Below are 22,074 nucleotides of genomic sequence, written 5' to 3'. Positions count from 1 at the left end.
CCGGAAGCTCAGCCGACGTCGAGGCCCAGCAGGTCCTCCTCCGTCTCGCGACGGATGAGGGTGCGGATCTCACCATCACGGACCGCGACCACCGGCGGTCGCGGGACATGGTTGTAGTTCGAGGCCAGTGAATAGCAGTAGGCACCGGTGACGGGGACCGAGATCAGGTCGCCGCGGCGGACGTCGCCGGGCAGGTACTCGTCCTTGACCACGATGTCGCCGCTCTCGCAGTGCTTGCCGACCACGCGGACCACCTCGGGGGTGACGTCGGAGACCCGACCGGTGAGCAGGCACGAGTAGTCGGCGTCGTAGAGGGCGGTGCGCACGTTGTCGCTCATACCACCGTCGACCGAGACGTAGAGGCGGTGATGAGGGCCGCCGAGGCGCACGTCCTTGATGGTGCCCACGGAGTAGAGCGTCTGTGTGGAGGGGCCGGCGATCGCGCGGCCGGGTTCGAAGGACACGTGGGGCACGTCGAGCTCGAGCTCGAGGCACTGCTTCTCAACGATCCGGGCGATGCCGTTCGCGAGCGCTTCCGGCGTGGCCGGCGTGTGCTGGGTGTTGTACATGACGCCGAAGCCGCCGCCGAGGTCGAGGTTCTTGATGGTGTGACCGAGCTCGTCCCGGACCTCGGCGACCAGCCCGAGCACGCGGCGTGCGGCGACCTCGAAGCCGCCGGTGTCGAAGATCTGGGAACCGATGTGGGAGTGCAGGCCGATCAGGTCCAGCTGGGGTGCCTCGAGCACGCGACGCACCGATTCCAGGGCGGCGCCTCCGGAGAGGGAGAGACCGAACTTCTGGTCCTCGTGCGCGGTGGCGATGAACTCGTGGGTGTGCGCCTCCACACCGGTGGTCACCCGCAGCATGACGGCAGTGCGCACGCCGAGCTGCTCGGCGAGCGCGTTGACGAGCTCGATCTCTTCGAGCGAGTCGATGACGATACGGCCTACCCCTGCCTCGAGGGCGCGGCGGATCTCGCCCTCGGACTTGTTGTTGCCGTGCAGCGCGATACGGGCAGCGGGGAATCCAGCACGCAGCGCCACGGCGAGCTCGCCGCCGGTGCAGACATCGAGGCCCAGCCCGTCCTCCTGGACCCAGCGGGCCACCGCCCCGCACAGGAAGGCCTTGCCCGCGTAGTAGACATCGGCCCCGGCATGCGCGTGGAACGCCTCGGCGAAGGCATCGCGGAAGGCCCGGGCCCGGTGGCGGAAGTCCTCCTCGTCGAGCACGAACGCAGGGGTGCCCACCTCTTCGGCGATGCGGTGGACGTCGACCCCGCCCACCTCGACCGCGCCCTGTGCATTCCTGGAGGTGTTGCGCGACCACAGCCCATCGATCAGGGTGTTGACATCGGTCGGATAGGGCAGCCAGGTGGGGGCGGCATCGTTGCCATGAAGGGCTCCGGCTTCGTGGGCGCGCATATCTGCTCCTGGTCTCGCACTCTCCCGCCCCGGCGGACGTGCCGAAGGGTCGCGCCATCGGCGCCCTGCCGAGGGTAGGCGCGCCACCGCGCACGGCGCAGGCGCGTCCGGTCCGCGAACGCCCCTCCGGGCTGTGCCCGTCCAGCCGGCTCAGAGCTGTGCCCATCCAGCCGGCCGGGATCCTCCACGCCGGTCAGAACCCCAGCTCACCGGCAGGCTCAGGGCCTTCCGGCGCGACGGGGTGAGTGAGCGCACTTGATAGTGTCGAGATATCGGCGCGGGAGCCCTGTCCGTCGCTCTCGGGCGACGACAGCCCCCTCGCCTCCTCACCCGACTCGACGCGAAGGAGACCCGATGCCCTCAGCATCCTCGACTCAGGGCGGGCACCACCAGCTGGTGGTGGTCGCCAACCGGCTGCCGGTGGATTCACGCACGCTTCCCGATGGTGCCACCGAGTGGGTGACCAGCCCCGGCGGCCTGGTCACGGCCATGGAGTCGGTGATGCGCAACGTCGACTCGGGGGCCTGGGTGGGATGGGGCGGCTCCCCGGGAGACGCTCCGGACCCGTTCGACGCGGATGGGATGAGCCTGTACCCCGTACGGCTGGACCAGCAGGACATCGAGCGGTACTACGAGGGGTTCTCCAATGGCACCCTCTGGCCGCTCTATCACGACGTCATCGTCGAGCCGGAGTTCCATCGCGGCTGGTGGGACACCTATCTCTCGGCGAACCGGCGCTTCGCGCAGACCGCGGCCCAGGTGGCGGCCGAGGGCGGGATGATCTGGGTGCACGACTACCAGCTCCAGCTCGTGCCGCAGATGATCCGGGCCTCGCGCAGCGACGTGCGGATCGGATTCTTCAACCACATCCCCTTCCCCGCCGTGGAGCTGTTCTCCCAGCTGCCCAAGCGGAACTCGGTGCTGCGCGGGCTGCTGGGCGCCGACCTGCTGGGCTTCCAGCGCGAGAGCGATTCGCTGAACTTCGTGGCGGCGGTGCGCAAGCTCCTGGGCTACCACGTCGAGGGGAAGACGATCTTCGTGCCCGGCCTCGGCGCCGCTCCTGTGCGCGAGGTACAGGTGCAGACCTTCCCGATCTCGATCGACTCCGCCGCCGTCTCCGCCCTCACCGAGGACCCGGAGATCCGGGAGCGTGCCGCGCAGCTGCGCCGAGACCTCGGCGAGCCCGAGAAGATCGTGCTGGGAGTGGACCGCCTCGACTACACCAAGGGCATCCGCCACCGCCTCAAGGCCTACGGCGAGCTGCTCGATGACGGGTCTATCGATCCGCACGAGACGGTCATGATCCAGGTCGCCACTCCGTCCCGGGAACGGGTGGAGGCTTACCGCCAGCTGCGCGACGAGATCGAGCTGATCGTGGGCAGGATCAACGGCGAGCATGCCCCCATCGGCCGCCCCGCCGTCTCCTATCAGCACCACTCCTTCGATCGCCGCGACATGACCGCGCTGTTCATGGCTGCGGACGTGGTGCTGGTGACGGCGTTGCGCGACGGCATGAACCTGGTGGCCAAGGAGTACGTCGCCTCCCGGCCCGACCTCCAGGGGGTGCTGGTGCTCAGCGAGTTCGCCGGCGCCGCCGACGAGCTGCGTGCCGCGGTGCTGGTGAACCCGCATGACATCGACGAGCTGAAGGCGGCGACGCTGCGGGCGCTGGCGATGCCGCCCGAGGAGCAGGAGGAGGCGATGCGCTCCCTGCGCCATCAGGTGATGGAGCAGGATGTGCAGGCCTGGGCGCACAGCTTCCTGCAGCAGCTCGAAGAGTCCCGGACCCCGGAGCAGAAGACCACCCCGGTGGTGCACCTGAGAGGGGACAAGACCAGCGCGGACGCAGAGATCGAGACGGCGCTGAAGGACTTCACCGAGGTGCCGCGGCTGCTGATCGCCTCGGACTTCGATGGGGTGCTCGCACCGATCGTCGCCGATCGCGATGCGGTCCAGCCCGACTTCCCTTCGCTCACCGCGCTGCGCGAGCTCTCGGAGCTGCCCGGCGTCGCGGTCGCCCTGGTCTCGGGGCGGGCGCTGGCCGACCTGGACGCGCTCACCAACATGCCCAGCTCGGTGGTGCTGGTGGGATCCCACGGTGCGGAGGTGGGGGCGCTGCCGCCGTGGATGCAGGCTGAGGTGGTCGACAAGACGGCGCTGGCGATGACTCCGGAGAAGGAGGACCTGCTCGCATCGATCACGGCAACCCTGCGCAGGATCGCCCGTGCCCATCCGGGCACGGAGGTCGAGACCAAGCCGACGGCTGCGGTGCTGCACACCCGCAATGCCAAGGGCCGCGGCGCGATCAACGCCACGGAGTCCGCGCTCGAATACGCGACGACCCTGCCGGATGTCACCGTGACGCCGGGCAAGGAGGTGGTGGAGTTCGCCGTCGTCCACACCTCGAAGGGGGTGGCCATCGATGCCCTGGCCCGGGCGAGCGCCGCCGACGCGTGGCTCTACCTGGGTGACGACGTCACCGACGAATCCGTCTTCGCCCAGCTCGGCGCCCATGATGTGGGGCTCAAGGTGGGCGGCGGAGACACCGCGGCCACGTTGCGGATCTCGGACACCGAGGCGGTGCGGGGCGTGCTGCAGCGGCTGCTCGCGCTGCGGGGCGAGCAGAGCTGATCCTCAGCGGAACAGAGAAGAGCCGGGACGCCGTCTGCTGACGACGTCCCGGCTCTTCATTCTGGTGCCCGCGACAGGATTCGAACCTACGACCTTCTGCTCCGGAGGCAGACGCTCTATCCACTGAGCTACGCGGGCCGACCACGGAAGTCTAGCAACACCTCTCGCCCGGGGTCGTCCTCGGACACTCCGCAGACGGTCGGTGTGAGCGGGACCTCACCGCAGCAGCGGCAGCTGGGCCCCGTGCAGAACGGCGGAGGGATCCGCGGCGATGCGCAACCCGCTCGGAGCGGCACCGGAGCGCACCAGGAGGTCGCCAACAGCGGCGATCATCGCCCCGTTGTCGGTGCACAGCGCCGGCGGTGGGATCCGCAGCTCGATGCCCGCCGCGGCGCACTTCTCCTGCGCCACGGCGCGCAGCCGGGCGTTCGCGGCGACGCCGCCGACGATGATCAGGGTGTCCAGATTCCGTTCCTTCACGGCCCGGAGCGCCTTCTTGACCAGCACATCGACCACGGCCTGCTCGAAGGAGGCGGCGATGTCCGCGACCGGCACCGGCTCCCCCGCCCGTTCGAGGGTCTCGACGGTGCGTGCCACTGCAGTCTTCAGCCCGGAGAAGGAGAAGGTGAACGGCGCGTCCTTCGGCCGCAGCATGGCGCGGGGGAAGGAGAAGGTGGTGGGGTCGCCCTCGAGAGCGGCTCGGGAGATCGCCGGACCGCCGGGGTAGCCGAGCCCCAGCAGACGCGAGACCTTGTCGAAGGCCTCGCCGGCAGCATCGTCGAGGGTGTCGCCGAGGTGCTCGATGGGGTCGCGCACCAGATCTCCGACGGCGAGGATCGAGGTGTGACCACCGGAGACGATCAGCACGATGCTGCGCTCGGGCAGCGGACCGTGCTCGAGGGTGTCGGCGGCGGCATGTCCGGCCAGGTGGTGGACGCCGTACAGGGGCTTGCCGAGCGACCACGCGATCGACTTCGCGGCGGCGAGACCGACATGGACCGCAGTGGCAAGTCCCGGGCCGGAGGTCACGGCGACGTGGCTGATGTCCGACAGCTGGATGCCGGCGTCCTCGACGGCGATCCGCAGGGTGGGGACCACCGCCTCGAGATGGGCGCGGGCGGCGATCTCGGGGACCACTCCCCCGAAGTCGGCATGCTGTGCGGCGCTCGAGGCGAGGCCCTGCCCCAGGAGGACTCCGTCGGAGACGAGGCCGAAGCCGGTCTCGTCACAGGAGGACTCGACCCCGAGGACGATCGGGGACCCAGAGGATGTCACCGCAGGATCGACATCGGGTTGGAGTAGTTGCCCGCCTCGTCCATCTTCGCGAAGTGCAGGTGGCAACCAGTGGAGCGGCCGGTCGAGCCGACGTAGCCGATGGTGTCGCCTGCGCCTACGGTCGCACCCACCGAGGTGTTGAACCCCTGCAGGTGGTAGTAGCCGGTGACGACCCCGTTGCCGTGGTCGATCTTGACCCGGTTGCCGGAGGCGTGGTGGTACTCGACCGCGACGACGGTGCCGGACTTGGCCGCGTGCACCGGGGTACCGCAGGAGGCACCGAAGTCGACGCCGTCATGGCCCTTGTAATAGCCGAGAACGGGGTGGACGCGGCCGCCGTAGCCGGAGGTGATCGTGCCGTTGACGGGACGGACGTAGCCGGAGCCGCCGATGGGAGCCGCCGCGCCGGAGCCGTCGACCTCGACCGCCTCGGGTTCGGGTTCGGGCTCAGGGAGGGAGACCTCGATGCCGGTGCCCTGCTCTGCAGGCTCCTCGGCGGCGGCCTCGTCGGACGCGGGAGCGGTGCGCTCCTCGGAGCGGCTGGCGCCGTCCTCCTCGGTGCGGGTCTCGACCGCAGCATCGACGGTCGCGGCGGCCTCGGCGGCGGGCAGCGCCACCGGGGCGATGGCGGCAGCGGGCTGCGCGGCGACGGCAGCGGGCTGAGCCTGCGCCACGGTCTCGCCCTGCGGGGCGGCCTCATCGATCCCGGCCGCGGCGGCAGCCAGCGGAGCGGCGATGGTGGCGGTGGCCAGGACTCCCAGGACACCCGCCTTCAAGGCACCCGAAGAGAGTGCAGAATCGCGATGGGTCCCTCCGACTGCGCGGTGCTTGCGCACTGCTGCGCGTCCGTCGGCGCGATGATTCGCCACGTGTTGACCTCTTCCATTGCGACTGCGTAGTTCCCGTTCAAGCCTCTGTCCGAACGCGACGCCGGACAGGGGAAGTACGCGTCGCCGAACAACCTCGACCAAACTACGTGCCGCTCGGGGCGCCCGACGAGCAGGTCAACCGGGTCATTGCCAAGTTTTTGCCGAGATGCCATAAAGGTTGCCCGATCTTGACGCGAGGGCGCCCAGCCAGGGGTTCGCATCACGTCCGGAGGCTCGGGAGTGCCCCGTGCGTCACATTCCGGCGCGGCACCCGTCGCTGCGGTTCCTGCCGCTGCGATACCCGCCGTCACGCGCCGGGTGCCGGGCCGGTCGCAGGTCCCCACCTGCCCGGCCGTTACCCGGAGGGATCCAGGCAGCGCCGTCTAGAGTGTCCCCATGCCGACCCCGGACAAGACAGCAGCCACCGGAAACGCCCCCGTGCGCGTGGTGGTGATCGAGGACGAGCCCACGATCACCCGTGCGATCGCCGACCGGCTCACCGCCGAAGGGTGGGAGGTCTCCACCGCCCTGGACGGTCCGTCCGGAGTGCGGACGGTGGCCGAGGTGCGACCCGATGTGGTGGTGCTGGATGTGATGCTCCCGGGCTTCGACGGGCTCGAGGTGTGCCGCCGGATCCAGGCCGACGAGCCGGTCCCGGTGCTCATGCTCACCGCGCGCGACGACGAGACCGACATGCTGGTGGGCCTCGGCGTGGGCGCGGATGACTACATGACCAAGCCCTTCTCGATGCGCGAGCTCGTCGCCCGCCTCAAGGCGCTGCTGCGACGGGTGAGGCGCGCCGGTGCACCGGCCCCCACCGAGGCGGAGAAGCAGGAGGCTCTTGAGTTCGGGGACCTGGTCATCGACCGGGCCGGCCGCAGGGTGATGCGCGCTGGGGCCCCCGCCCATCTGACGCCCACCGAGTTCGATCTGCTGCTGTGCCTGGCTGGAGCGCCCGGCACCGTCCTGACTCGCGAGCAGCTGCTGGCGGATGTCTGGGACTGGGTGGACGCGACCGGAACCCGCACCGTGGACTCCCACGTCAAGGCGCTGCGCCGCAAGCTCGGCGCCGACCTGGTGCGCACGGTCCACGGAGTCGGCTACGCCCTGGAGATCCCCGAGGACCCGGAGGCGGGCGCGGAGGCTCCGGGCACGAGTGCAGGGACCACACCGGACCTCTCCTCGATGGCGACCCCCAACCTTCCCACCGACGGCTCGTGAGCTCCCCCCGGGGCGGGGTGCCCGGCTCTTCTCGGCGCCGCGTCCCCGAGCGGCTCGACGTGCGCCCCCTGGATCGTTTCCGCTCCTTCAAGGTCAAGCTCGGCATCCTGGTCGCGGCGAGCGTGAGCGTCGCAGCGCTGCTCACGCAGGTGAGCATCCGTGCCGGCATCGAACCGCTGCTCGCGCTGCCCCTGGTGGTGATCGCCGCGCTGGTCTTCACCCAGCTGCTGGCCCGCGGCATGACCTCGCCGCTGCGCGAGATGACCGGCGCCGCCCAGGCCATGGCCCGCGGCGACTACAGCCGAGAGGTGCGCACCAGCAGCCGCGACGAGGTGGGTCAGCTGGCCGCAGCGTTCTCCACGATGGCCTCTGAGCTCGAGCAGACCGACCGGATGCGCCGGGACCTGGTCGCCAACGTCTCCCATGAGCTGCGCACCCCGGTCGCCGGGCTGCGCGCGCAGCTGGAGAATCTCGTGGACGGGGTCACCGAGCCCGACCCCGCCGCTCTCGAGGTGGCGCTGAACGAGACCGAGCGGCTCTCCCAGCTGGTGGGCCACCTGCTGGATCTCTCCCGTCTGGATGCCGGGGTGGTCGAGCTGGATCTCGAGGCCGTCGAGCTCACTCCGTTCCTCCACGAGGTGGTGGACGCCGCGTCCCTGGCCTCGGGCGGCCGCGACGTGAGGTGGATCGTCGAGGTCGATCCTCCCGACCTGTCGGTCGCGGCGGATGCGGCCCGCTTGCATCAGGTCATCCACAACCTGCTCGAGAACGCCGCCCGGCACTCCCCCGTCGGCGGTCGGATACATATCTCCGCGGTGCGCACGGGAACGGACCGAGGGGTGCGGATCGACGTGCACGATGAGGGCCCGGGCATCGCGCGCGAGGACCGCTCCCGCGTGTTCGAACGATTCCAGCGAGGGGGCTACGCCGACTCCTCGGGAGGCACCGGCCTGGGCCTGGCGATCGCCCGATGGGCGGTGGGCCTGCATGGCGGCACGATCGAGGTGCTCGACGACCCCCGCAGCCGGGACGACCAGGACGGCCGCTCCTCGCTGATCCGAGTTGTGCTCCCGGGGGACGCGCCCCTGGTCTGACAGGGTGATCCTGGCCTGACAGGGTGATGTCAGGCACCTCACCCCCTCTGTTCCTGCCGAGGAGGCGGCGTCCGCGCACGTCGGGCACCGTCTGCCGTTAGGCTGAGCCCATCCGTATCTCTCGACCGTGAGAAGGCTGGCGATCTCAGAGTGTCACAGCAGACACAGGACTCCGATTCTGCGGAGTTCGGCCCGAATCAGTGGCTCGTGGACGCGCTCCGCGAGCAGTGGCGTGAGGATCCCTCGAGCGTCGACCCGAGCTGGGCGGAGTACTTCTCCACCCACACGGTGAACGCCGAGCCCTCGGCCCCTCCCGAGTCCTCCTCGAGTACCGACTCCCCCTCGAGCTCCTCCGAGACGTCGACGACGACGCCTCCGAAGAGCTCCGAGAGCTCGCCCGTCGCCCAGGAGCAGGACGCTTCTGCCGCGAAGGCATCCGCCGCTAAGGCCGATCCCCCGCCGGCGCAGCCCGCCGAGGCGGCGTCTGCAGCGGCCTCCCCTGCCCAGTCCTCCCCGTCCTCCCCGTCCTCCTCGTCGGCCGCAGCTCCAGCGTCCGCCTCCCAGCCCGCGAAGGAATCCCCTGCCGTGAACGACCATCCCGCGAAGTCAGCCTCCAAGGCACCGGCGGTCTCCACCACCTCGGACCGTCCCGCGAAGGTCCCCACCACCACGTCGCAGATCCCTGCCGTCGAGCTGCGCGAGCCCGAGGTCGTCAAGCTGCGCGGCCCTGCCGCGGCGATCGTGCGCAACATGGCCGAGTCCCTCGAGGTGCCCACGGCCACCTCGGTGCGTGACGTGCCGGTGAAGCTGCTGTTCGACAACCGCATCGTCATCAACAACCATCTCAAGCGCCACCGCGCCGGCAAGGTCTCCTTCACCCACCTCATCGGCTGGGCGATGATCGAGGCGATCACCGAGATCAACGACATGAACAACGGCTTCGATGTCGACGAGAAGGGCAAGCCGCTCCTCCTCAAGCGGGAAGACATCAACTTCGGCCTCGCCATCGACATGCCACGGCCCGACGGCTCGCGCGGCCTGGTGGTGCCGAGCATCAAGGCAGCCCAGCGCTTCGACTTCCGCGGCTTCTGGAAGGCCTATGAGGAGGTCGTCAAGAAGGCCCGCGCCGGCAAGCTCACCATGGACGATTTCGCGCACACCACGGTGTCGCTCACCAACCCGGGAGGCATCGGCACCGTCCATTCGATCCCGCGGCTCATGCAGGGCCAGGGCGTGATCGTGGGCGTCGGGGCGATGGACTACCCCGCCCAGTTCCAGGGCGCGAACCCCGCCACCCTCGCGGAGCTCGCGATCTCGAAGGTCATGACGCTGACCTCGACCTACGACCACCGCATCATCCAGGGCGCCGCCTCGGGCGAGTTCCTCAAGCGGATGGGCGACAAGCTGCTGGGCAAGGACGGCTTCTACGACCGTGTCTTCGTCTCGCTGCGGCTTCCGTACCAGCCGGTGCGCTGGGTGCCGGACAACCCCTTCAAGCACACCACCTCGGAGCGCCTGGCCCGGGTGATGGACATGATCCATGCCTACCGCGTGCGCGGGCACCTGATGGCGGACACCGATCCCCTCCAGTACAAGGTGCGCACCCACCCGGATCTCGATGTCGAGACCTATGGCCTGACCCTGTGGGACCTGGACCGCACCTTCCCCACCCGTGGGCTGGGCGGCAAGGACGAGATGTCGCTGCGGGACATCCTCGGGGTACTGCGCAATGCGTACTGCCGCACCATCGGTGTGGAGTACATGCACATCTCCGACCCGGAGGAGCGTGACTGGATCCAGCAGCAGATGGAGACTCCGCGCAAGCCCTTCGACAAGACCGAGCTGACCCACATCATGGATCGGCTCAATGCGGCGGAGGCCTTCGAGACCTTCCTGCAGACCAAGTTCGTGGGCCAGAAGCGCTTCTCGCTGGAGGGCGGCGAAGCCGTCATCCCGATGCTGGATGCCGTCCTGCATGGCGCCGCGCACAACGGTCTCGAAGAGGTCTGCATCGGCATGTCCCACCGAGGCCGCCTCAACGTGCTCTCGAACCTCGCCGGGAAGAGCTACGGTCAGATCTTCCAGGAGTTCGAGGGCAACTACGGCAAGAAGCTCGGCTCCGGCGACGTCAAGTACCACCTGGGCACCGAGGGTACCTACACCTCGCATGACGGCGAGTCCACCAAGGTGTACCTCGCAGCGAACCCCTCTCACCTGGAGGCCGTGAACCCGGTCCTCGAGGGCATCGTCCGCGCCAAGCAGGACCGTCTCGAGCGGCCCGAGGAGTTCCCGGTGCTCCCGGTCCTCGTGCACGGTGATGCGTCGTTCGCTGGCCAGGGAGTGGTCACCGAGACCCTCAACCTCTCGGAGCTGCGCGGTTACCGCACGGGCGGCACCATCCACGTGATCATCAACAACCAGATCGGTTTCACCACGCTGCCGGACTCCTCGCGCTCCTCGTACTACTCCACGGATGTCGCCAAGTCCACGCAGCTGCCGATCTTCCACGTCAACGGCGACGATCCGGAGGCCTGCGTGCGGGTCGCCGAGATCGCCTTCGAGTTCCGTCAGAAGTTCCAGCGCGATGTCGTCATCGACATGGTCTGCTACCGCCGCCGCGGGCACAACGAGGGGGACGATCCCTCGATGACCCAGCCCGAGATGTACAAGCTGATCTCGGAGAAGCCCTCCACGCGCAAGCTGTACATGGAGGCGCTGATCGAGCGCGGAGACCTCACCGAAGAGGAGACCGAAGGGCTGGTTCGCAACTTCCAGGATCACCTGGATGAGGCGTTCGCCTCCACGCGCGGGGGCGCTGCGAGCTCTTCGGACACGGACACGGTCAATGGCCTGGAGCTGCCGGACGCTCAGCAGGACGCTGCGGAGCCCGAGGAGGTGCGCACCGCCCTCGATCCCGCCGTGCTCGAGCAGATCGGCAAGGCGCACACCGACATCCCGGGTTCGTTCACCGTCCACCCCAAGCTGATGACGGTGCTCCAGCGCCGCACGCAGATGTCCACCTCCGGCAAGATCGACTGGGCCTTCGGCGAGCTGATCGCCTTCGGCTCGCTGCTGCTCCAGGGGCATCGGGTGCGACTGGCGGGCCAGGACTCCCGACGCGGCACCTTCGTGCAGCGCCACAGCGTGCTCATCGACCATGAGAACGGTGACACCTGGACCCCGCTGTCCTACCTCTCTGACGACCAGGCTCGCTTCAATGTCTACGACTCCTCGCTCTCGGAGTTCGCGGCACTGGGCTTCGAGTACGGCTACTCGGTCGAGAGCCCGAACTCCCTGGTGCTGTGGGAAGCGCAGTTCGGCGACTTCGTCAACGGCGCGCAGACCATCATCGACGAGTTCATCTCCGCCTCCGAGCAGAAGTGGGGCCAGAACTCGAGCGTGGTGATGCTGCTCCCGCACGGCTACGAGGGCCAGGGACCGGACCACTCCTCCGCCCGCATCGAGCGCTTCCTGCAGCTGTGCGCGGAGGAGAACATGCGGGTGGCGGCCCCGTCGACCCCTGCGAGCTACTTCCACCTGCTGCGCAAGCAGGCGCTCGCAGAGCCCAAGAAGCCGCTGGTGGTCTTCACCCCGAAGTCGATGCTGCGCAACAAGGCAGCGGTGAGCGGCGTGGAGGACTTCACGACCGGGACCTTCGAGCCTGTCCTGCCGGACACCACCGTGGACCCGGCCGGGGTGCGTCGCGTGCTGATCGCCTCCGGCAAGGTCTACTGGGACCTGGCCGCCCGCCGCGAAAAGATGGGCACTACCGACACTGCGATCGTCCGCGTCGAGCAGCTCTACCCGCTGCCCAGCGAGCAGCTGAAGAAGGCGCTGGACGGCTACCCCGACGCCCACCTGGTGTGGGTCCAGGAGGAGCCGCAGAACCAGGGCGCCTGGAGCTTCATGGCGATGAACTTCGCGGTCGAGGTCGGTCGCACGCTGCGGGTCGTCGCCCGAGCGGCCTCCGCCTCCCCCGCCACCGGCTCGAACGCGACCCACAAGGTCGAGCAGGAGGATCTGCTCGATCGGGCCTTCGACGCCTGATTCCTCGCGGGTCACGGGTTCGCCCGTGGCCCGCGACGCGGTTAGTGTTGACGCCGTTAGTGTTGAGGTCCCCGTCCCCGTCCAGGAGGTCCCGGTGCCCACCGTGCCCATGACGCTCGCCCCGCATCCGGAACCCCGGATCCGCATCATCGCGCTCGGAGACGAGCTCCTCGCCGGGGTCGGTGACGCCCGCGCACTGGGCTGGCTCGGACGAGCGGTGGCCAGCGAGCAGGGTGCGGACAGCCGCATCGACGTCTTCACCGCGGCACTGCCCGCGCAGAGCTCCGCGGACCTGGCCGAGCGCTGGGACGAAGAGGTGCAGCGTCGCTTCTCGACCCAGGGGCAGGCCGACGGATCGATCGATCATCGGGTGGTGGTGGCCATGGGACGCGGCGACGTCGAGGCGGGGATCTCCCTGGCCCGCTCGCGCCTGAACCTCGCCAAGATCCTCGACGGGCTGGAGCGTCTGCGGATCCCCGCGTTCGTGGTCGGCCCGCCGCCCAGCCGCGACCCGGGGACCACGAGCTCCGTCCGTGAGCTCTCCGCAGCCTTCGAGGACGTCTGCTCCCGTCGTCGGATCCCCTTCGTCGACACCGTCGGCGGTCTGACGGGTCACGACCAGTGGGAGAGCGACCTGTCCCGCTCACCGGGCGACCATCCGGGGCAGACCGGCTACGGGCTGATGGCCTGGCTGGTGCTGCACGCCGGCTTCGGCTCCTGGCTGGGCACCTCATCCTGACTCACCCGCCCCTGAGCAGGGACGAGGCCGAGTGACCTCGGACTCAGCAAAGTTCATGCGCCCCCTCCGGGAGACTCCAGGGGCGGCGTGATGTGGCACAATCGTCGGGTTCCCCCGGGCGAAGAAAGGAGATCGTGATGAGCAAGCGAGGACGCAAGCGCAAGGCTCGCCGCAAGAGCGGCGCGAATCACGGCAAGCGCCCCAACAGCTGACCGTGACGTCGCCACGAGCGACATGACGAAGGGCCCCTCCCATCGCGGGAGGGGCCCTTCGTCATGCCTGCGCTCGTCATGCCTGCGTCGGCGCCCGAAGGCAGTCTCTTCGCGGCGGCGCCACTCTCCGTCAGTCGGAGTCGGGATACGTGCGACGGGTGGTGGTCGAGCTGGTGGTGATGCGCACTGTGCTGCCGTCGACCTCGGTGCGGGTCACCGAGACGGTCCGGCACTGCACGGCGATGCGCTCGCGGAGCTCGGAGGGTGCGCGATCCGCACAGCTGCGGCGCACCAGCTCCTTCACCCGGCGCACCTGCTCCCACTCATCGGCGCATTCCGGGCAGTCCACGGTGTGGCGCTGCATCTTCTCCACCATCTCCCGGGGAAGCTCACCGTCGAGCGCCTCTTCGAGCCCGTAGCGAAGATCCCGTCGCGGCCGCTGCCCGGCATCCTCACGCCCTGCGTCGTCGCTGTCACGCCCTGCGTAGTCGCTGTCGCTCATCGTTCCTCCTCCCGATCGTCCGACGAGGTGATCGTCTGGTCCCGCACATCCGTCTCGGCTTCCGTCGTGGCGCCCGGCCCGGAACCTGCCCCTGTATCCGACCCGGTGCTCGACCTTGTGTCCGACCCGGTCTCCGTGGGGTCCTCTCGCAGGAAGCCGCTGCGGTAGGCATAGTCGGAGAGCTGCTCGCGCAGCTGTCGGCGCCCGCGGTGCAGGCGCGACATGACCGTGCCGATCGGGGTGTCCATGATCTCGGCGATCTCCTTGTACGCGAAGCCCTCCACGTCGGCGAGATAGACGGCGATGCGGTAGTCCTCCCGCAGCTCGCCCAGCGCATCTTTGACCGCCGAGTCGGGGAGGCTGTCGAGCACCTCGGTCTCCGCCGAGCGGAGACCGCTGCTGGTGTGGCCCGCGACCTCCGCCAGCTGCCAATCCTCGACCGTGTCGGTCCAGGCCTCCTTCGGCCTGCGCTGCTTCTTGCGGTAGATCGAGATGTAGCCGTTGGTCATGATCCGGTACAGCCAGGCGCGCATGTTGGTGCCCGGGGTGAACCGATCACGAGCACGGAAGGCCTTGACGAAGGTGTCCTGGACCAGATCCTCCGCGTCATGCGGGTTGCGAGTCATCCGCAAGGCGCCGCCATAAAGGGAGTCCAGGTGCGACAGCGCCTCGGTCTCGAAGTCGAAATCCTGCACGTCGTCAGGGGCTGGGATCGTCGGCGCCCGGTCAGCCTCAGGGGGGCCTGCCTCGGGCGGGCCGGCCTCAGGGCTCGGGGTGGCATCAGTCTGGATCATCGTCCTCCAACCTACGCCACGGGGCCGGGTCGGAGCGTGCTCGAGCACAGTCACGGACATACATCGTCTCCTCTCCCGGCATCCGCCGGAGTCTCGCGGGATCGTCAGGGGCGGCCAAGTCCGTCCCCTCCATGCACCCGGTGCAACGCAAGAGGCCCGGCGGATGTTCCCTCCGCTGTAGTCTGGACGCCGGTGAGCTGCCCGACACGGCCGGCTCACCGGACCTGCTGACACCCGTCAAGAACGTGAGGACACCATGGCCCTGGTCCGCCGCATCGCACGACCGCTGCTCGCCGCTCCCTTCATCTTCGAAGGTGTGCGCACCGCACTCCACCCCGAGCGGGAGATCGATGTCTACCCGCAGGCCTTCGACGCGGTCGATTCTGCGATCGCCAAGAGCTCAGCGCCCGGCTTCGTCGATGCGCGCACCGTGATCCGCGCTGCCGGCGCGGTCGCGGCCGGCGCCGGCGTCCTGTACGCCACCAACCGTTACCCGCGCGCCGCGGCGGCGACGCTGCTGTTGACCACCTCGATCGGCTGGGCCGGACGCAAGAAGGTCTGGGAGCTGCGGGGCGAGGAGCTGACCCATGAGGTCCAGTCGATCCTCACCGACGCCGGGCTGCTCGGCGGCGTGCTGCTGGCAGTGGTGGATCACGATGGTCGTCCTTCGCTGGGCTACCGCGCGAACAAGTTCGTCGAGCGCAGCCAGAAGAAGGCCGCTGCGACGCAGCGTGAGCTCGAGAAGAAGGCCGACAAGCTGGAGAAGAAGGCGAAGGGCGCAGTGCAGACAGCACAGAAGCAGCTCTCCGTCCAGCAGGGTTGACCTTGATGGCTTCCGAGGTGCTGTGGAACGCACCTGTTGCTGACGAACCCGTCGACGCGCTGGTGCGGGTCCCGGGATCGAAGTCCCTGACCGCGCGCTGGATGCTGCTGGCGGCCGCCGCGGACGAACCCTCGACGCTGCGTGGCGCCCTGGTCTCCCGCGACACCCGGCTGATGCGCGATGCGCTCGAGCGACTCGGCGCGGTGCTGGTGGTGCAGGACGGCTCCCTGCAGGTGACACCGCTTCCGCCCCCTGCCGAGCATCCTGCCGACCCGATCGAGATCCACACGGGTCTGGCGGGGACGGTGATGCGGTTCGTGCCGATGCTCGCAGCCCTCCATCACGGAGACGTCCGCTTCACCGGGGACGACGCCGCGCTGCAGCGTCCGATGGATGCGGTCATCGACGCCCTGCGGCAGCAGGGCGTCGAGATCACCGAGCACGGACAGCCCGGGCATCTGCCTCTGACCGTGCACGGCACCGGGCGCCTGCGCGGCGGCCGGATCGAGGTCGACGCCTCTGCCTCCAGCCAGTTCGTCTCCAACGTGCTGCTGGTCGCCGCGCGTGCCGAGACGGATGTGGAGCTGGTGCACGTGGGCCAGGTGCTGCCCTCGCTGCCGCACATCGAGATGACGCTGGAGACGATGCGTCAGGCCGGGATCCAGGCCTCTCATCGCATCGACGACCAGGGTCGGCACAGCTGGAGCGTGAGCGCCGGGCCTATCCGACCGGTGCAGGTCTCCATCGAGCCGGACCTGTCGAACTCCGGCCCCTTCCTGGCCGCGGCGATGGTCACCGGCGGCACGATCGCGGTTGACGACTGGCCCGAGACCACGACCCAGCCGGGGGATGCCTACCGGGAGCTGCTGAGCCGGATGGGCGGTGAGATCTGGCGTGAGGACGAGACGCTCTGCGTGAAGGGCACCGGGAAGATCCGTGGCATCGACGCGGATATGTCCGCGGTCGGCGAGCTGGTGCCCACCATGGCGGCGCTCTGCGCTCTCGCGGACTCTCCGTCCCGGCTGACCGGAGTCGCGCATCTGCGCGGCCACGAGACCGATCGGTTGAAGGCCCTGGCCACTGAGCTGTCGAAGATCGGGGCACGCACCGTCGAGCTGGAGGACGGGCTGGAGATCCACCCGGGGCCGCTGCATGGCGAGGTGTTCGAGAGCTACGAGGATCACCGCATGGCCACTGCCGGCGCGATCATCGGGCTCAGGGTTCCGGACCTGCGGGTGGTCAACATCGGCACCACCCAGAAGACCCTCCCCGACTTCGTCGGGATGTGGCTGGCGATGCTCCACCCGGAACCGGCGGTGGACGACGCGTGAGCCGCTCGGCCCGCGAGTACGACGAGAGCGATATCCGCGTCCGCCCCAGCAGGCGCGGCTCGCGGCCTCGTACCAAGGACCGGCCCAAGCATGAGGACGCCGTCACCGCCCGCGTGGTCTCCGTGGACCGCGGGCGGTGGCGGACGATCGTCGAGGAGGGCACCGGAGCGGAGCGCGCGGTCACCGCGATGCGTGCCCGTGAGCTCGGCCGCTCCCCCATCGTTCCCGGCGACCTGGTCGGCCTGGTCGGGGACATCTCTGGGCGTGATGGGTCGCTGGCCCGCATCGTGCGCATCCAGGAGCGCAGCTCCTTCCTGCGCCGCAGCGCCGATGACGACGACCCGACCGAGCGCCCGCTGGTCGCGAACGTCGATCTGATGGTGATGGTGACCGCTGTCGCCGATCCCGAACCGCGCGGCGGCATGGTCGACCGCTGCCTGGTCGCGGCTTATGTCGCCGGCGTCGATGCCCTGCTGGTGCTCACCAAGACCGATCTGCGCTCCCCCGACTCGTTCCTCACCGCCTATGCGCCGCTGGGGCTCGATCATGTGCGGACGCGACGGGAGTTGCCCGAGGAGGCGGCCGAATCCGGGCGTCCCGGGCAACCCGGGATCGTGGGCCTGGAGGAGCTGCGCGAGCGGCTCTCCGGGCGGGTCAGCGTGCTGATCGGGCACTCGGGCGTGGGCAAGTCGACGCTACTGAATGCCCTGGTCCCCGGTACCGACCGGGCGATCGGAGTGGTCAACGACGTCACCGGCCGGGGCCGCCACACCTCCTCCTCAGCGCTCGCGATGGCGCTGCCGGAGGACGACGGCTGGGTGATCGACACTCCCGGCGTGCGCTCCTTCGGGCTGGGCCATGTGGACCCCGAAGAGCTGCTGGAAGCCTTCACAGACCTCGCGGAGCTCGCCGAATGCTGCCCCCGTGGCTGCACCCATCTCGAGGACGCGCCGGACTGTGCTCTGGATGCGCTGGTCGAAGGCGGCAAGGCGGGAACCGCCGGTCCTGCCCGTCTGCTCTCCTACCGGCGCCTGGCCACCGCGCTGCGCAAGAACGATCCCTGGGAGCTGTGAACGCAGCGCGGAGAAGCCGCCGCTGCGCCGCGCAGGTGGCTTCCCGAGGGTCCGCGTCGCTGCGGGAAGCAGGCGGGCACGGGTCGTAGTGTGGGCGCATGTCGAGTCGATTCGCCGATGACCTGCGCCTGGCCCATGTGCTCGCCGATGCCGTGGACCAGCTGACCATGTCCCGCTTCAAGGCACAGGACCTCGAGGTCTCCACCAAGCCGGACCTCACCGAGGTCACCGATGCCGACCGCGCCGCCGAGCAGCTGGTGCGCTCTCAGCTCTCGCGCTCACGCTCCCGGGATCAGGTGATCGGTGAGGAGTTCGGCTCCACCGGTGCGTCGCCGCGTCAGTGGGTCATCGACCCCATCGACGGGACCAGCAACTTCGTGCGCGGCGTGCCCGTCTGGGGCACGCTGATTGGCCTCATCGAGGATGGCCGCCCCGTGGTGGGCCTGGTCTCTGCGCCAGCGTTGAACCGGCGCTGGTGGGGCGGCGAGGGCGCAGGGGCGTGGACGGGCTCGCGGATCAACAGCGCCTCTCGCCTTCAGGTCTCCTCCGTCGACTCGATCGAAGAGGCCTCGCTGTCCTACTCCTCCCTGCACGGCTGGGCGGATCAGGACCGGCTCCCGCAGATGCTGAACCTCATGCAGCGCTTCTGGCGCACGCGCGCCTATGGTGATTTCTGGTCCTACATGCTCGTGGCGGAGGGCGCGGTGGATGCGGCCTGCGAACCGCAGCTCGCCCTGCAGGACATGGTCGCGCTGGTCCCGATCCTCACCGAGGCCGGCGGCCGCTTCACCTCGCTCGAGGGTGAGGACGGCCCCTTCGGCGGCAGTGCGGTGGCGACCAACGGTCGCCTGCATGAGGAGATCCTCGAGGCGCTCGCGGCCCGCGACTCCTGAGGACGCGAATACTGAGTTTTCCGCTCCTGGTCCGGGCGGGAGATCCGAACGGGCGCCCACGGAGTCAACCTCGTCGCGGCGACCGCGGCGTCCACGCGGGGACCTTCGTCATCGGGCCCCAGGCCGTCTCGGTAGACTCGGGGCACTGTGCCCCCGAACTGTGAAGGGAATCCTTCTCCATGACCGTCAAGCGCGTCGCCCTCCTGACCGCAGGTGGCTATGCCCCCTGCCTGTCCTCCGCCGTCGGCGGTCTCATCGAGCGGTACACCGAGCTCGTGCCCGACGTCGAGATCATCGCCTACAAGCACGGCTACTGGGGCCTGCTCTCCGGCGAGAAGATCGTGGTGGACGACGAGGTGCGTGCGAAGGCCGGCCTGCTGCACAACTACGGCGGCTCCCCCATCGGCAACTCCCGCGTGAAGCTCACCAACACCGCGGATCTGGTCAAGCGCGGCCTGATCCAGGAGGGCGAGAACGCCCTCGAGGTCGCGGCGAACAAGCTCAAGGCCGACGGCGTGGACGTGCTCCACACCATCGGCGGCGACGACACCAACACCACGGCCGCGGATCTCGCGAAGTTCCTGCACGAGAACGGTCACGAGATGCAGGTCGTGGGCCTGCCCAAGACCATCGACAACGACATCGTGCCGATCAAGCAGTCGCTCGGTGCGAAGTCCGCCGCAGAGCAGTCGAGCATCTTCGCGCAGAACATCATCGCCGAGCACGGCTCGAACCCGAAGATGCTGATCATCCATGAGGTCATGGGCCGTGCCTGCGGCTACCTCACCGCACAGGCGGCCGAGTACTACCAGACCTGGCACTCCCAGCAGGAGTGGCTGCCCGGGATCGGGCACCGCGCCGAGCGCTGGGACGTGCACGCCGTGTTCCTGCCCGAGCTGAAGCTCGACATCGAGGCCGAGGCCGAGCGCCTCAAGGTGGTCATGGACGAGGCCGGCTGCGTGAACATCTTCCTCTCCGAGGGTGCGGGCATCCCCGAGATCGTCGCCGAGATGCAGGCGCGCGGCGAGGAGCCCGAGAAGGACCCCTTCGGCCACGTCAAGATCGACACCATCAACCCCGGCCAGTGGTTCGCGAAGCAGTTCGCCGAGAAGCTCGGCGCCGAGAAGGTCATGGTCCAGAAGTCCGGCTACTTCTCCCGCTCCGCGAAGGCGAACCCCGAGGACATCCGCCTGATCAAGTCGATGACCGACTACGCGGTCCAGGTCGCTCTCGAGGGTGGCTCGGGACTGATCGGGCACGATGAGGAGCGCGGGGATGTGCTGCGCGCCGTCGAGTTCGAGCGGGTCGCCGGGCACAAGGCCTTCGACATCTCCCAGCCCTGGTTCCATGAGGTCATGGAGCGCACCGGCCAGAAGATCGTCGCGGCTGAGAAGCACTGAGCCTCTCCATGATGTCCGGGCGGAGATCCTCATGAGCAGCTCCCGCCCGCGCGTGCGCACCTGGCGCCGCACCCTTCGCGCGCTCGCCCTGACCGGGCGGGCGCGCGATGCGCGTCTCGGGGCCACTGAACCCGCCTGGTCCGGTCCGGAGACGGGCTCCCCCGACCCGACTGTCCATCACCTCGGGCCCGGACCGGGCGCCACCGCGCTCAAGGCGGACCACGGCCCGCTCGCCCCACCGCAGCTGCTGAGGCCCAGTCAGGGGCGGCTCGGCGACTGCTGGGTGATGGCCTCGATGCTCGCGATCCATGAGACGGCTCCGGAGCGTCTGCGTGCTCTCCTCTCTGCCGAGGAGGAGGGCATCGTCACGGTGCGGCTGCCCGCGGTGTCGGTCCCGATCCGCGTGGATCGGATGCTGCCGGTCGATGAGCAGGGGATCTTCCAGTACGGCCGACGGGACGGCGCGAACCCGGGCTGGGTGGGCGTGCTCGAGAAGGCGATCGCCGCCCATGTGGCCGGGGACTACCGCTTCCTGCAGCGCGGCTTCGCCCGTTTCGGCTTCGAGCTGCTGCTGGGCGAGCGGGTCCACTCCCAGCTGCGGATGCCGAGCGCCGCGCAGATCATCACCTGGCGCGACGAGGGGCGGGCGATCGCCGCCTCCACCCATCCGCTCAGCTCGCGTGTTCCCACCGCCGCCGGCCCGTTGCCCCGCAACCATGTGTTCGCGGTGGTCGGCGCGGATGCGCGCAGCGGTCATGTGCACCTGCGGAATCCCTGGCGCCCTGATCAGCTGCTGGTGCTCGATGCCCGCAGCTTCCGCCGCGGGTTCCTCTCGGTGGATGTGACCGCGCCGCTGCGGTGAGGCTCCACGGGGTGCCGGAATCGGACGGATGACCGGCGGGATCTGAACCCGTCACCTCCACGGCGCAGCGTGAGGAGCCGTTCAGCGTCCTGCTGCGTCGAGCCAGGCGTCGGCGATCAGGCGGTGCCCCGGCGGGGTGGGGTGCACGCCGTCCTCGGCGATGCTCTGCGGGGTGTGACCTGCCGCGAGGGCCGTGGCGAGCACCTGCTCGAGATCCACGATGCGGTGGCCGTGCTCCTGCGCGAGCCGGCGGATGATCGCCACCTTGCCGTCGAGGTCGCTGTGGATCCGCGTGCGCTCCTCGTCGATATCCGCGACGAACGGGATGATCATCAGCACCGGTGCCTCCGGCACCGAGGCGGCGAGCTGCGCGAGGAGGTGGCGGTAGCCCTGCTCGAACGATTCCTCGGTAACATGCTCACCCCGGGTGAAGCGGTGCCAGGAGTCGTTGACGCCCACGTAGATCGTCACCAGGTCGGGGGTGAGGTCCAGGCAGTCGGGGCCGAATCGAGCCTCGAGGTCGGCGACCTTGTCCCCGCCGATCCCGCGGTTGATCACCGTGGAGGTGGGCTCGTGGGCCGCGAAGTGCTCCGCGAGCAGACGGACGTAGCCGTGGCCGAGCTCCTCGGGGTCTTCTCGACGGCCGGCATCGGTGATCGAATCGCCGATGAAGAGCAGGGTGCGGGATGCGGGGGCGGTGGGCGCGGTCATGGCGGACATCGTGCCAGAAATGCGATTCGGATGCTCGAATGATCTGCGACCACTCGCCGCGACACGTCCAGCACTGTGCGGGTCGCGCAGTGCAACGGCTGGTGCTATCGCGACGTCGATACCCGGATCGGTGGCGTTCGGGGTCTTCAGCGACGGCTCTGACGAGGGCGATAACG

The 22,074-nt window shown here is 69.3% G+C and carries 18 protein-coding genes and 1 tRNA gene; 12 read left to right on the top strand and 7 right to left on the bottom strand.

Annotation, left to right across the window (positions count from 1 at the left end; translation table 11 throughout):
* Window positions 1-8: 8 nt before the first annotated feature.
* Window positions 9-1,421 carry a diaminopimelate decarboxylase gene (lysA, locus tag ACT3SQ_RS10500; protein ID WP_441446079.1) on the bottom strand — a complete coding sequence of 471 codons (1,413 nt, stop codon included), beginning with the start codon at window positions 1,419-1,421 and terminating at the stop codon, window positions 9-11.
* A 354-nt stretch (window positions 1,422-1,775) separates the two neighbouring features.
* Here lysA and ACT3SQ_RS10495 point away from each other — a divergent pair, with 354 nt between their 5' ends.
* Window positions 1,776-4,052, top strand: a complete 2,277-nt coding sequence (locus ACT3SQ_RS10495) for a bifunctional alpha,alpha-trehalose-phosphate synthase (UDP-forming)/trehalose-phosphatase (RefSeq protein WP_441446080.1) — start codon at window positions 1,776-1,778, stop codon at window positions 4,050-4,052.
* A gap of 62 nt (window positions 4,053-4,114) precedes the next feature.
* On the opposite strand, the gene ACT3SQ_RS10490 is transcribed toward ACT3SQ_RS10495, so the two are convergent.
* From ACT3SQ_RS10490 to ACT3SQ_RS10480, 3 genes are all read right to left on the bottom strand, one after another.
* Window positions 4,115-4,190, bottom strand: a tRNA-Arg gene (locus tag ACT3SQ_RS10490).
* A gap of 78 nt (window positions 4,191-4,268) precedes the next feature.
* Window positions 4,269-5,327, bottom strand: coding sequence for a tRNA (adenosine(37)-N6)-threonylcarbamoyltransferase complex transferase subunit TsaD (gene tsaD, locus ACT3SQ_RS10485; protein WP_444601122.1), 1,059 nt, complete (start codon window positions 5,325-5,327; stop codon window positions 4,269-4,271).
* Complete coding sequence (locus ACT3SQ_RS10480) at window positions 5,324-6,103, bottom strand: M23 family metallopeptidase (protein ID WP_442332458.1); 780 nt, start codon at window positions 6,101-6,103, stop codon at window positions 5,324-5,326. Before ACT3SQ_RS10480 ends, tsaD begins: the two co-directional genes overlap by 4 nt.
* A 489-nt stretch (window positions 6,104-6,592) precedes the next feature.
* Here ACT3SQ_RS10480 and ACT3SQ_RS10475 point away from each other — a divergent pair, with 489 nt between their 5' ends.
* From ACT3SQ_RS10475 to ACT3SQ_RS10455, 5 genes are all read left to right on the top strand, one after another.
* Window positions 6,593-7,417, top strand: coding sequence for a response regulator transcription factor (locus tag ACT3SQ_RS10475; RefSeq protein WP_441446083.1), 825 nt, complete (start codon window positions 6,593-6,595; stop codon window positions 7,415-7,417).
* On the top strand, window positions 7,414-8,511 hold the full coding sequence (locus ACT3SQ_RS10470) for an ATP-binding protein (protein WP_441446084.1): 1,098 nt from the start codon (window positions 7,414-7,416) through the stop codon (window positions 8,509-8,511). Before ACT3SQ_RS10475 ends, ACT3SQ_RS10470 begins: the two co-directional genes overlap by 4 nt.
* A gap of 150 nt (window positions 8,512-8,661) precedes the next feature.
* Window positions 8,662-12,558 (top strand): multifunctional oxoglutarate decarboxylase/oxoglutarate dehydrogenase thiamine pyrophosphate-binding subunit/dihydrolipoyllysine-residue succinyltransferase subunit, encoded by a 3,897-nt coding sequence (locus ACT3SQ_RS10465; RefSeq protein ID WP_444502100.1) that lies wholly within the window; start codon window positions 8,662-8,664, stop codon window positions 12,556-12,558.
* A 94-nt stretch (window positions 12,559-12,652) separates the two neighbouring features.
* The gene (locus tag ACT3SQ_RS10460; RefSeq protein ID WP_441446017.1) at window positions 12,653-13,297 is read left to right on the top strand and encodes a GDSL-type esterase/lipase family protein; all 645 of its coding nucleotides are present in this window, start codon (window positions 12,653-12,655) and stop codon (window positions 13,295-13,297) included.
* A 137-nt stretch (window positions 13,298-13,434) separates the two neighbouring features.
* On the top strand, window positions 13,435-13,509 hold the full coding sequence (locus ACT3SQ_RS10455; RefSeq protein ID WP_395963762.1) for a 50S ribosomal protein bL37: 75 nt from the start codon (window positions 13,435-13,437) through the stop codon (window positions 13,507-13,509).
* Window positions 13,510-13,639: 130 nt separating this feature from the next.
* Here ACT3SQ_RS10455 and ACT3SQ_RS10450 read toward each other — a convergent pair whose 3' ends face one another.
* Window positions 13,640-14,011 carry an anti-sigma factor gene (locus tag ACT3SQ_RS10450; protein ID WP_441446016.1) on the bottom strand — a complete coding sequence of 124 codons (372 nt, stop codon included), beginning with the start codon at window positions 14,009-14,011 and terminating at the stop codon, window positions 13,640-13,642.
* Complete coding sequence (locus ACT3SQ_RS10445; protein ID WP_441446015.1) at window positions 14,008-14,805, bottom strand: sigma-70 family RNA polymerase sigma factor; 798 nt, start codon at window positions 14,803-14,805, stop codon at window positions 14,008-14,010. The genes ACT3SQ_RS10450 and ACT3SQ_RS10445 overlap by 4 nt, the downstream gene beginning before the upstream one ends.
* A 256-nt stretch (window positions 14,806-15,061) precedes the next feature.
* Between ACT3SQ_RS10445 and ACT3SQ_RS10440 the strand changes: the two genes are divergently transcribed.
* From ACT3SQ_RS10440 to ACT3SQ_RS10415, 6 genes are all read left to right on the top strand, one after another.
* Window positions 15,062-15,628, top strand: a complete 567-nt coding sequence (locus tag ACT3SQ_RS10440) for a hypothetical protein (protein ID WP_441446014.1) — start codon at window positions 15,062-15,064, stop codon at window positions 15,626-15,628.
* Window positions 15,629-15,633: 5 nt separating this feature from the next.
* Window positions 15,634-16,959, top strand: coding sequence for a 3-phosphoshikimate 1-carboxyvinyltransferase (gene aroA, locus ACT3SQ_RS10435; RefSeq protein ID WP_442332462.1), 1,326 nt, complete (start codon window positions 15,634-15,636; stop codon window positions 16,957-16,959).
* The gene (gene rsgA, locus ACT3SQ_RS10430; RefSeq protein WP_441446012.1) at window positions 16,956-18,032 is read left to right on the top strand and encodes a ribosome small subunit-dependent GTPase A; all 1,077 of its coding nucleotides are present in this window, start codon (window positions 16,956-16,958) and stop codon (window positions 18,030-18,032) included. Before aroA ends, rsgA begins: the two co-directional genes overlap by 4 nt.
* Window positions 18,033-18,130: 98 nt before the next feature.
* Entirely contained in the window at window positions 18,131-18,925 is a 795-nt protein-coding gene (gene hisN / locus ACT3SQ_RS10425; protein WP_442332464.1) for a histidinol-phosphatase, read from the top strand.
* 179 nt (window positions 18,926-19,104) lie between these two features.
* Window positions 19,105-20,325, top strand: coding sequence for a pyrophosphate--fructose-6-phosphate 1-phosphotransferase (locus ACT3SQ_RS10420; RefSeq protein ID WP_441446010.1), 1,221 nt, complete (start codon window positions 19,105-19,107; stop codon window positions 20,323-20,325).
* 31 nt (window positions 20,326-20,356) lie between these two features.
* A complete protein-coding gene (locus ACT3SQ_RS10415; RefSeq protein WP_441446009.1) occupies window positions 20,357-21,187 on the top strand; it encodes a C2 family cysteine protease in 831 nt (276 codons plus the stop codon).
* 81 nt (window positions 21,188-21,268) lie between these two features.
* Here the strand turns inward: ACT3SQ_RS10415 and ACT3SQ_RS10410 are convergent, their stop codons facing one another.
* Window positions 21,269-21,898 (bottom strand): SGNH/GDSL hydrolase family protein, encoded by a 630-nt coding sequence (locus tag ACT3SQ_RS10410; RefSeq protein WP_441446008.1) that lies wholly within the window; start codon window positions 21,896-21,898, stop codon window positions 21,269-21,271.
* Window positions 21,899-22,074 lie beyond the last annotated feature (176 nt).

It is taken from the genome of Brachybacterium sp. AOP42-C2-15 (assembly GCF_052377065.1).
Lineage (GTDB): Bacteria > Actinomycetota > Actinomycetes > Actinomycetales > Dermabacteraceae > Brachybacterium.
This window is presented reverse-complemented; position numbering and strand designations above follow the sequence as displayed.

Coding starts and splice junctions, on each gene's coding strand:
- lysA (WP_441446079.1), bottom strand. CDS start 1,421: ATGCGCGCCCACGAAGCCGGAGCCCTTCATGGCAACGATGCCGCCCCC.
- ACT3SQ_RS10495 (WP_441446080.1), top strand. CDS start 1,776: ATGCCCTCAGCATCCTCGACTCAGGGCGGGCACCACCAGCTGGTGGTG.
- ACT3SQ_RS10475 (WP_441446083.1), top strand. CDS start 6,593: ATGCCGACCCCGGACAAGACAGCAGCCACCGGAAACGCCCCCGTGCGC.
- ACT3SQ_RS10450 (WP_441446016.1), bottom strand. CDS start 14,011: ATGAGCGACAGCGACTACGCAGGGCGTGACAGCGACGACGCAGGGCGT.
- ACT3SQ_RS10445 (WP_441446015.1), bottom strand. CDS start 14,805: ATGATCCAGACTGATGCCACCCCGAGCCCTGAGGCCGGCCCGCCCGAG.
- ACT3SQ_RS10440 (WP_441446014.1), top strand. CDS start 15,062: ATGGCCCTGGTCCGCCGCATCGCACGACCGCTGCTCGCCGCTCCCTTC.
- aroA (WP_442332462.1), top strand. CDS start 15,634: ATGGCTTCCGAGGTGCTGTGGAACGCACCTGTTGCTGACGAACCCGTC.
- hisN (WP_442332464.1), top strand. CDS start 18,131: ATGTCGAGTCGATTCGCCGATGACCTGCGCCTGGCCCATGTGCTCGCC.
- ACT3SQ_RS10420 (WP_441446010.1), top strand. CDS start 19,105: ATGACCGTCAAGCGCGTCGCCCTCCTGACCGCAGGTGGCTATGCCCCC.
- ACT3SQ_RS10415 (WP_441446009.1), top strand. CDS start 20,357: ATGAGCAGCTCCCGCCCGCGCGTGCGCACCTGGCGCCGCACCCTTCGC.
- ACT3SQ_RS10410 (WP_441446008.1), bottom strand. CDS start 21,898: ATGACCGCGCCCACCGCCCCCGCATCCCGCACCCTGCTCTTCATCGGC.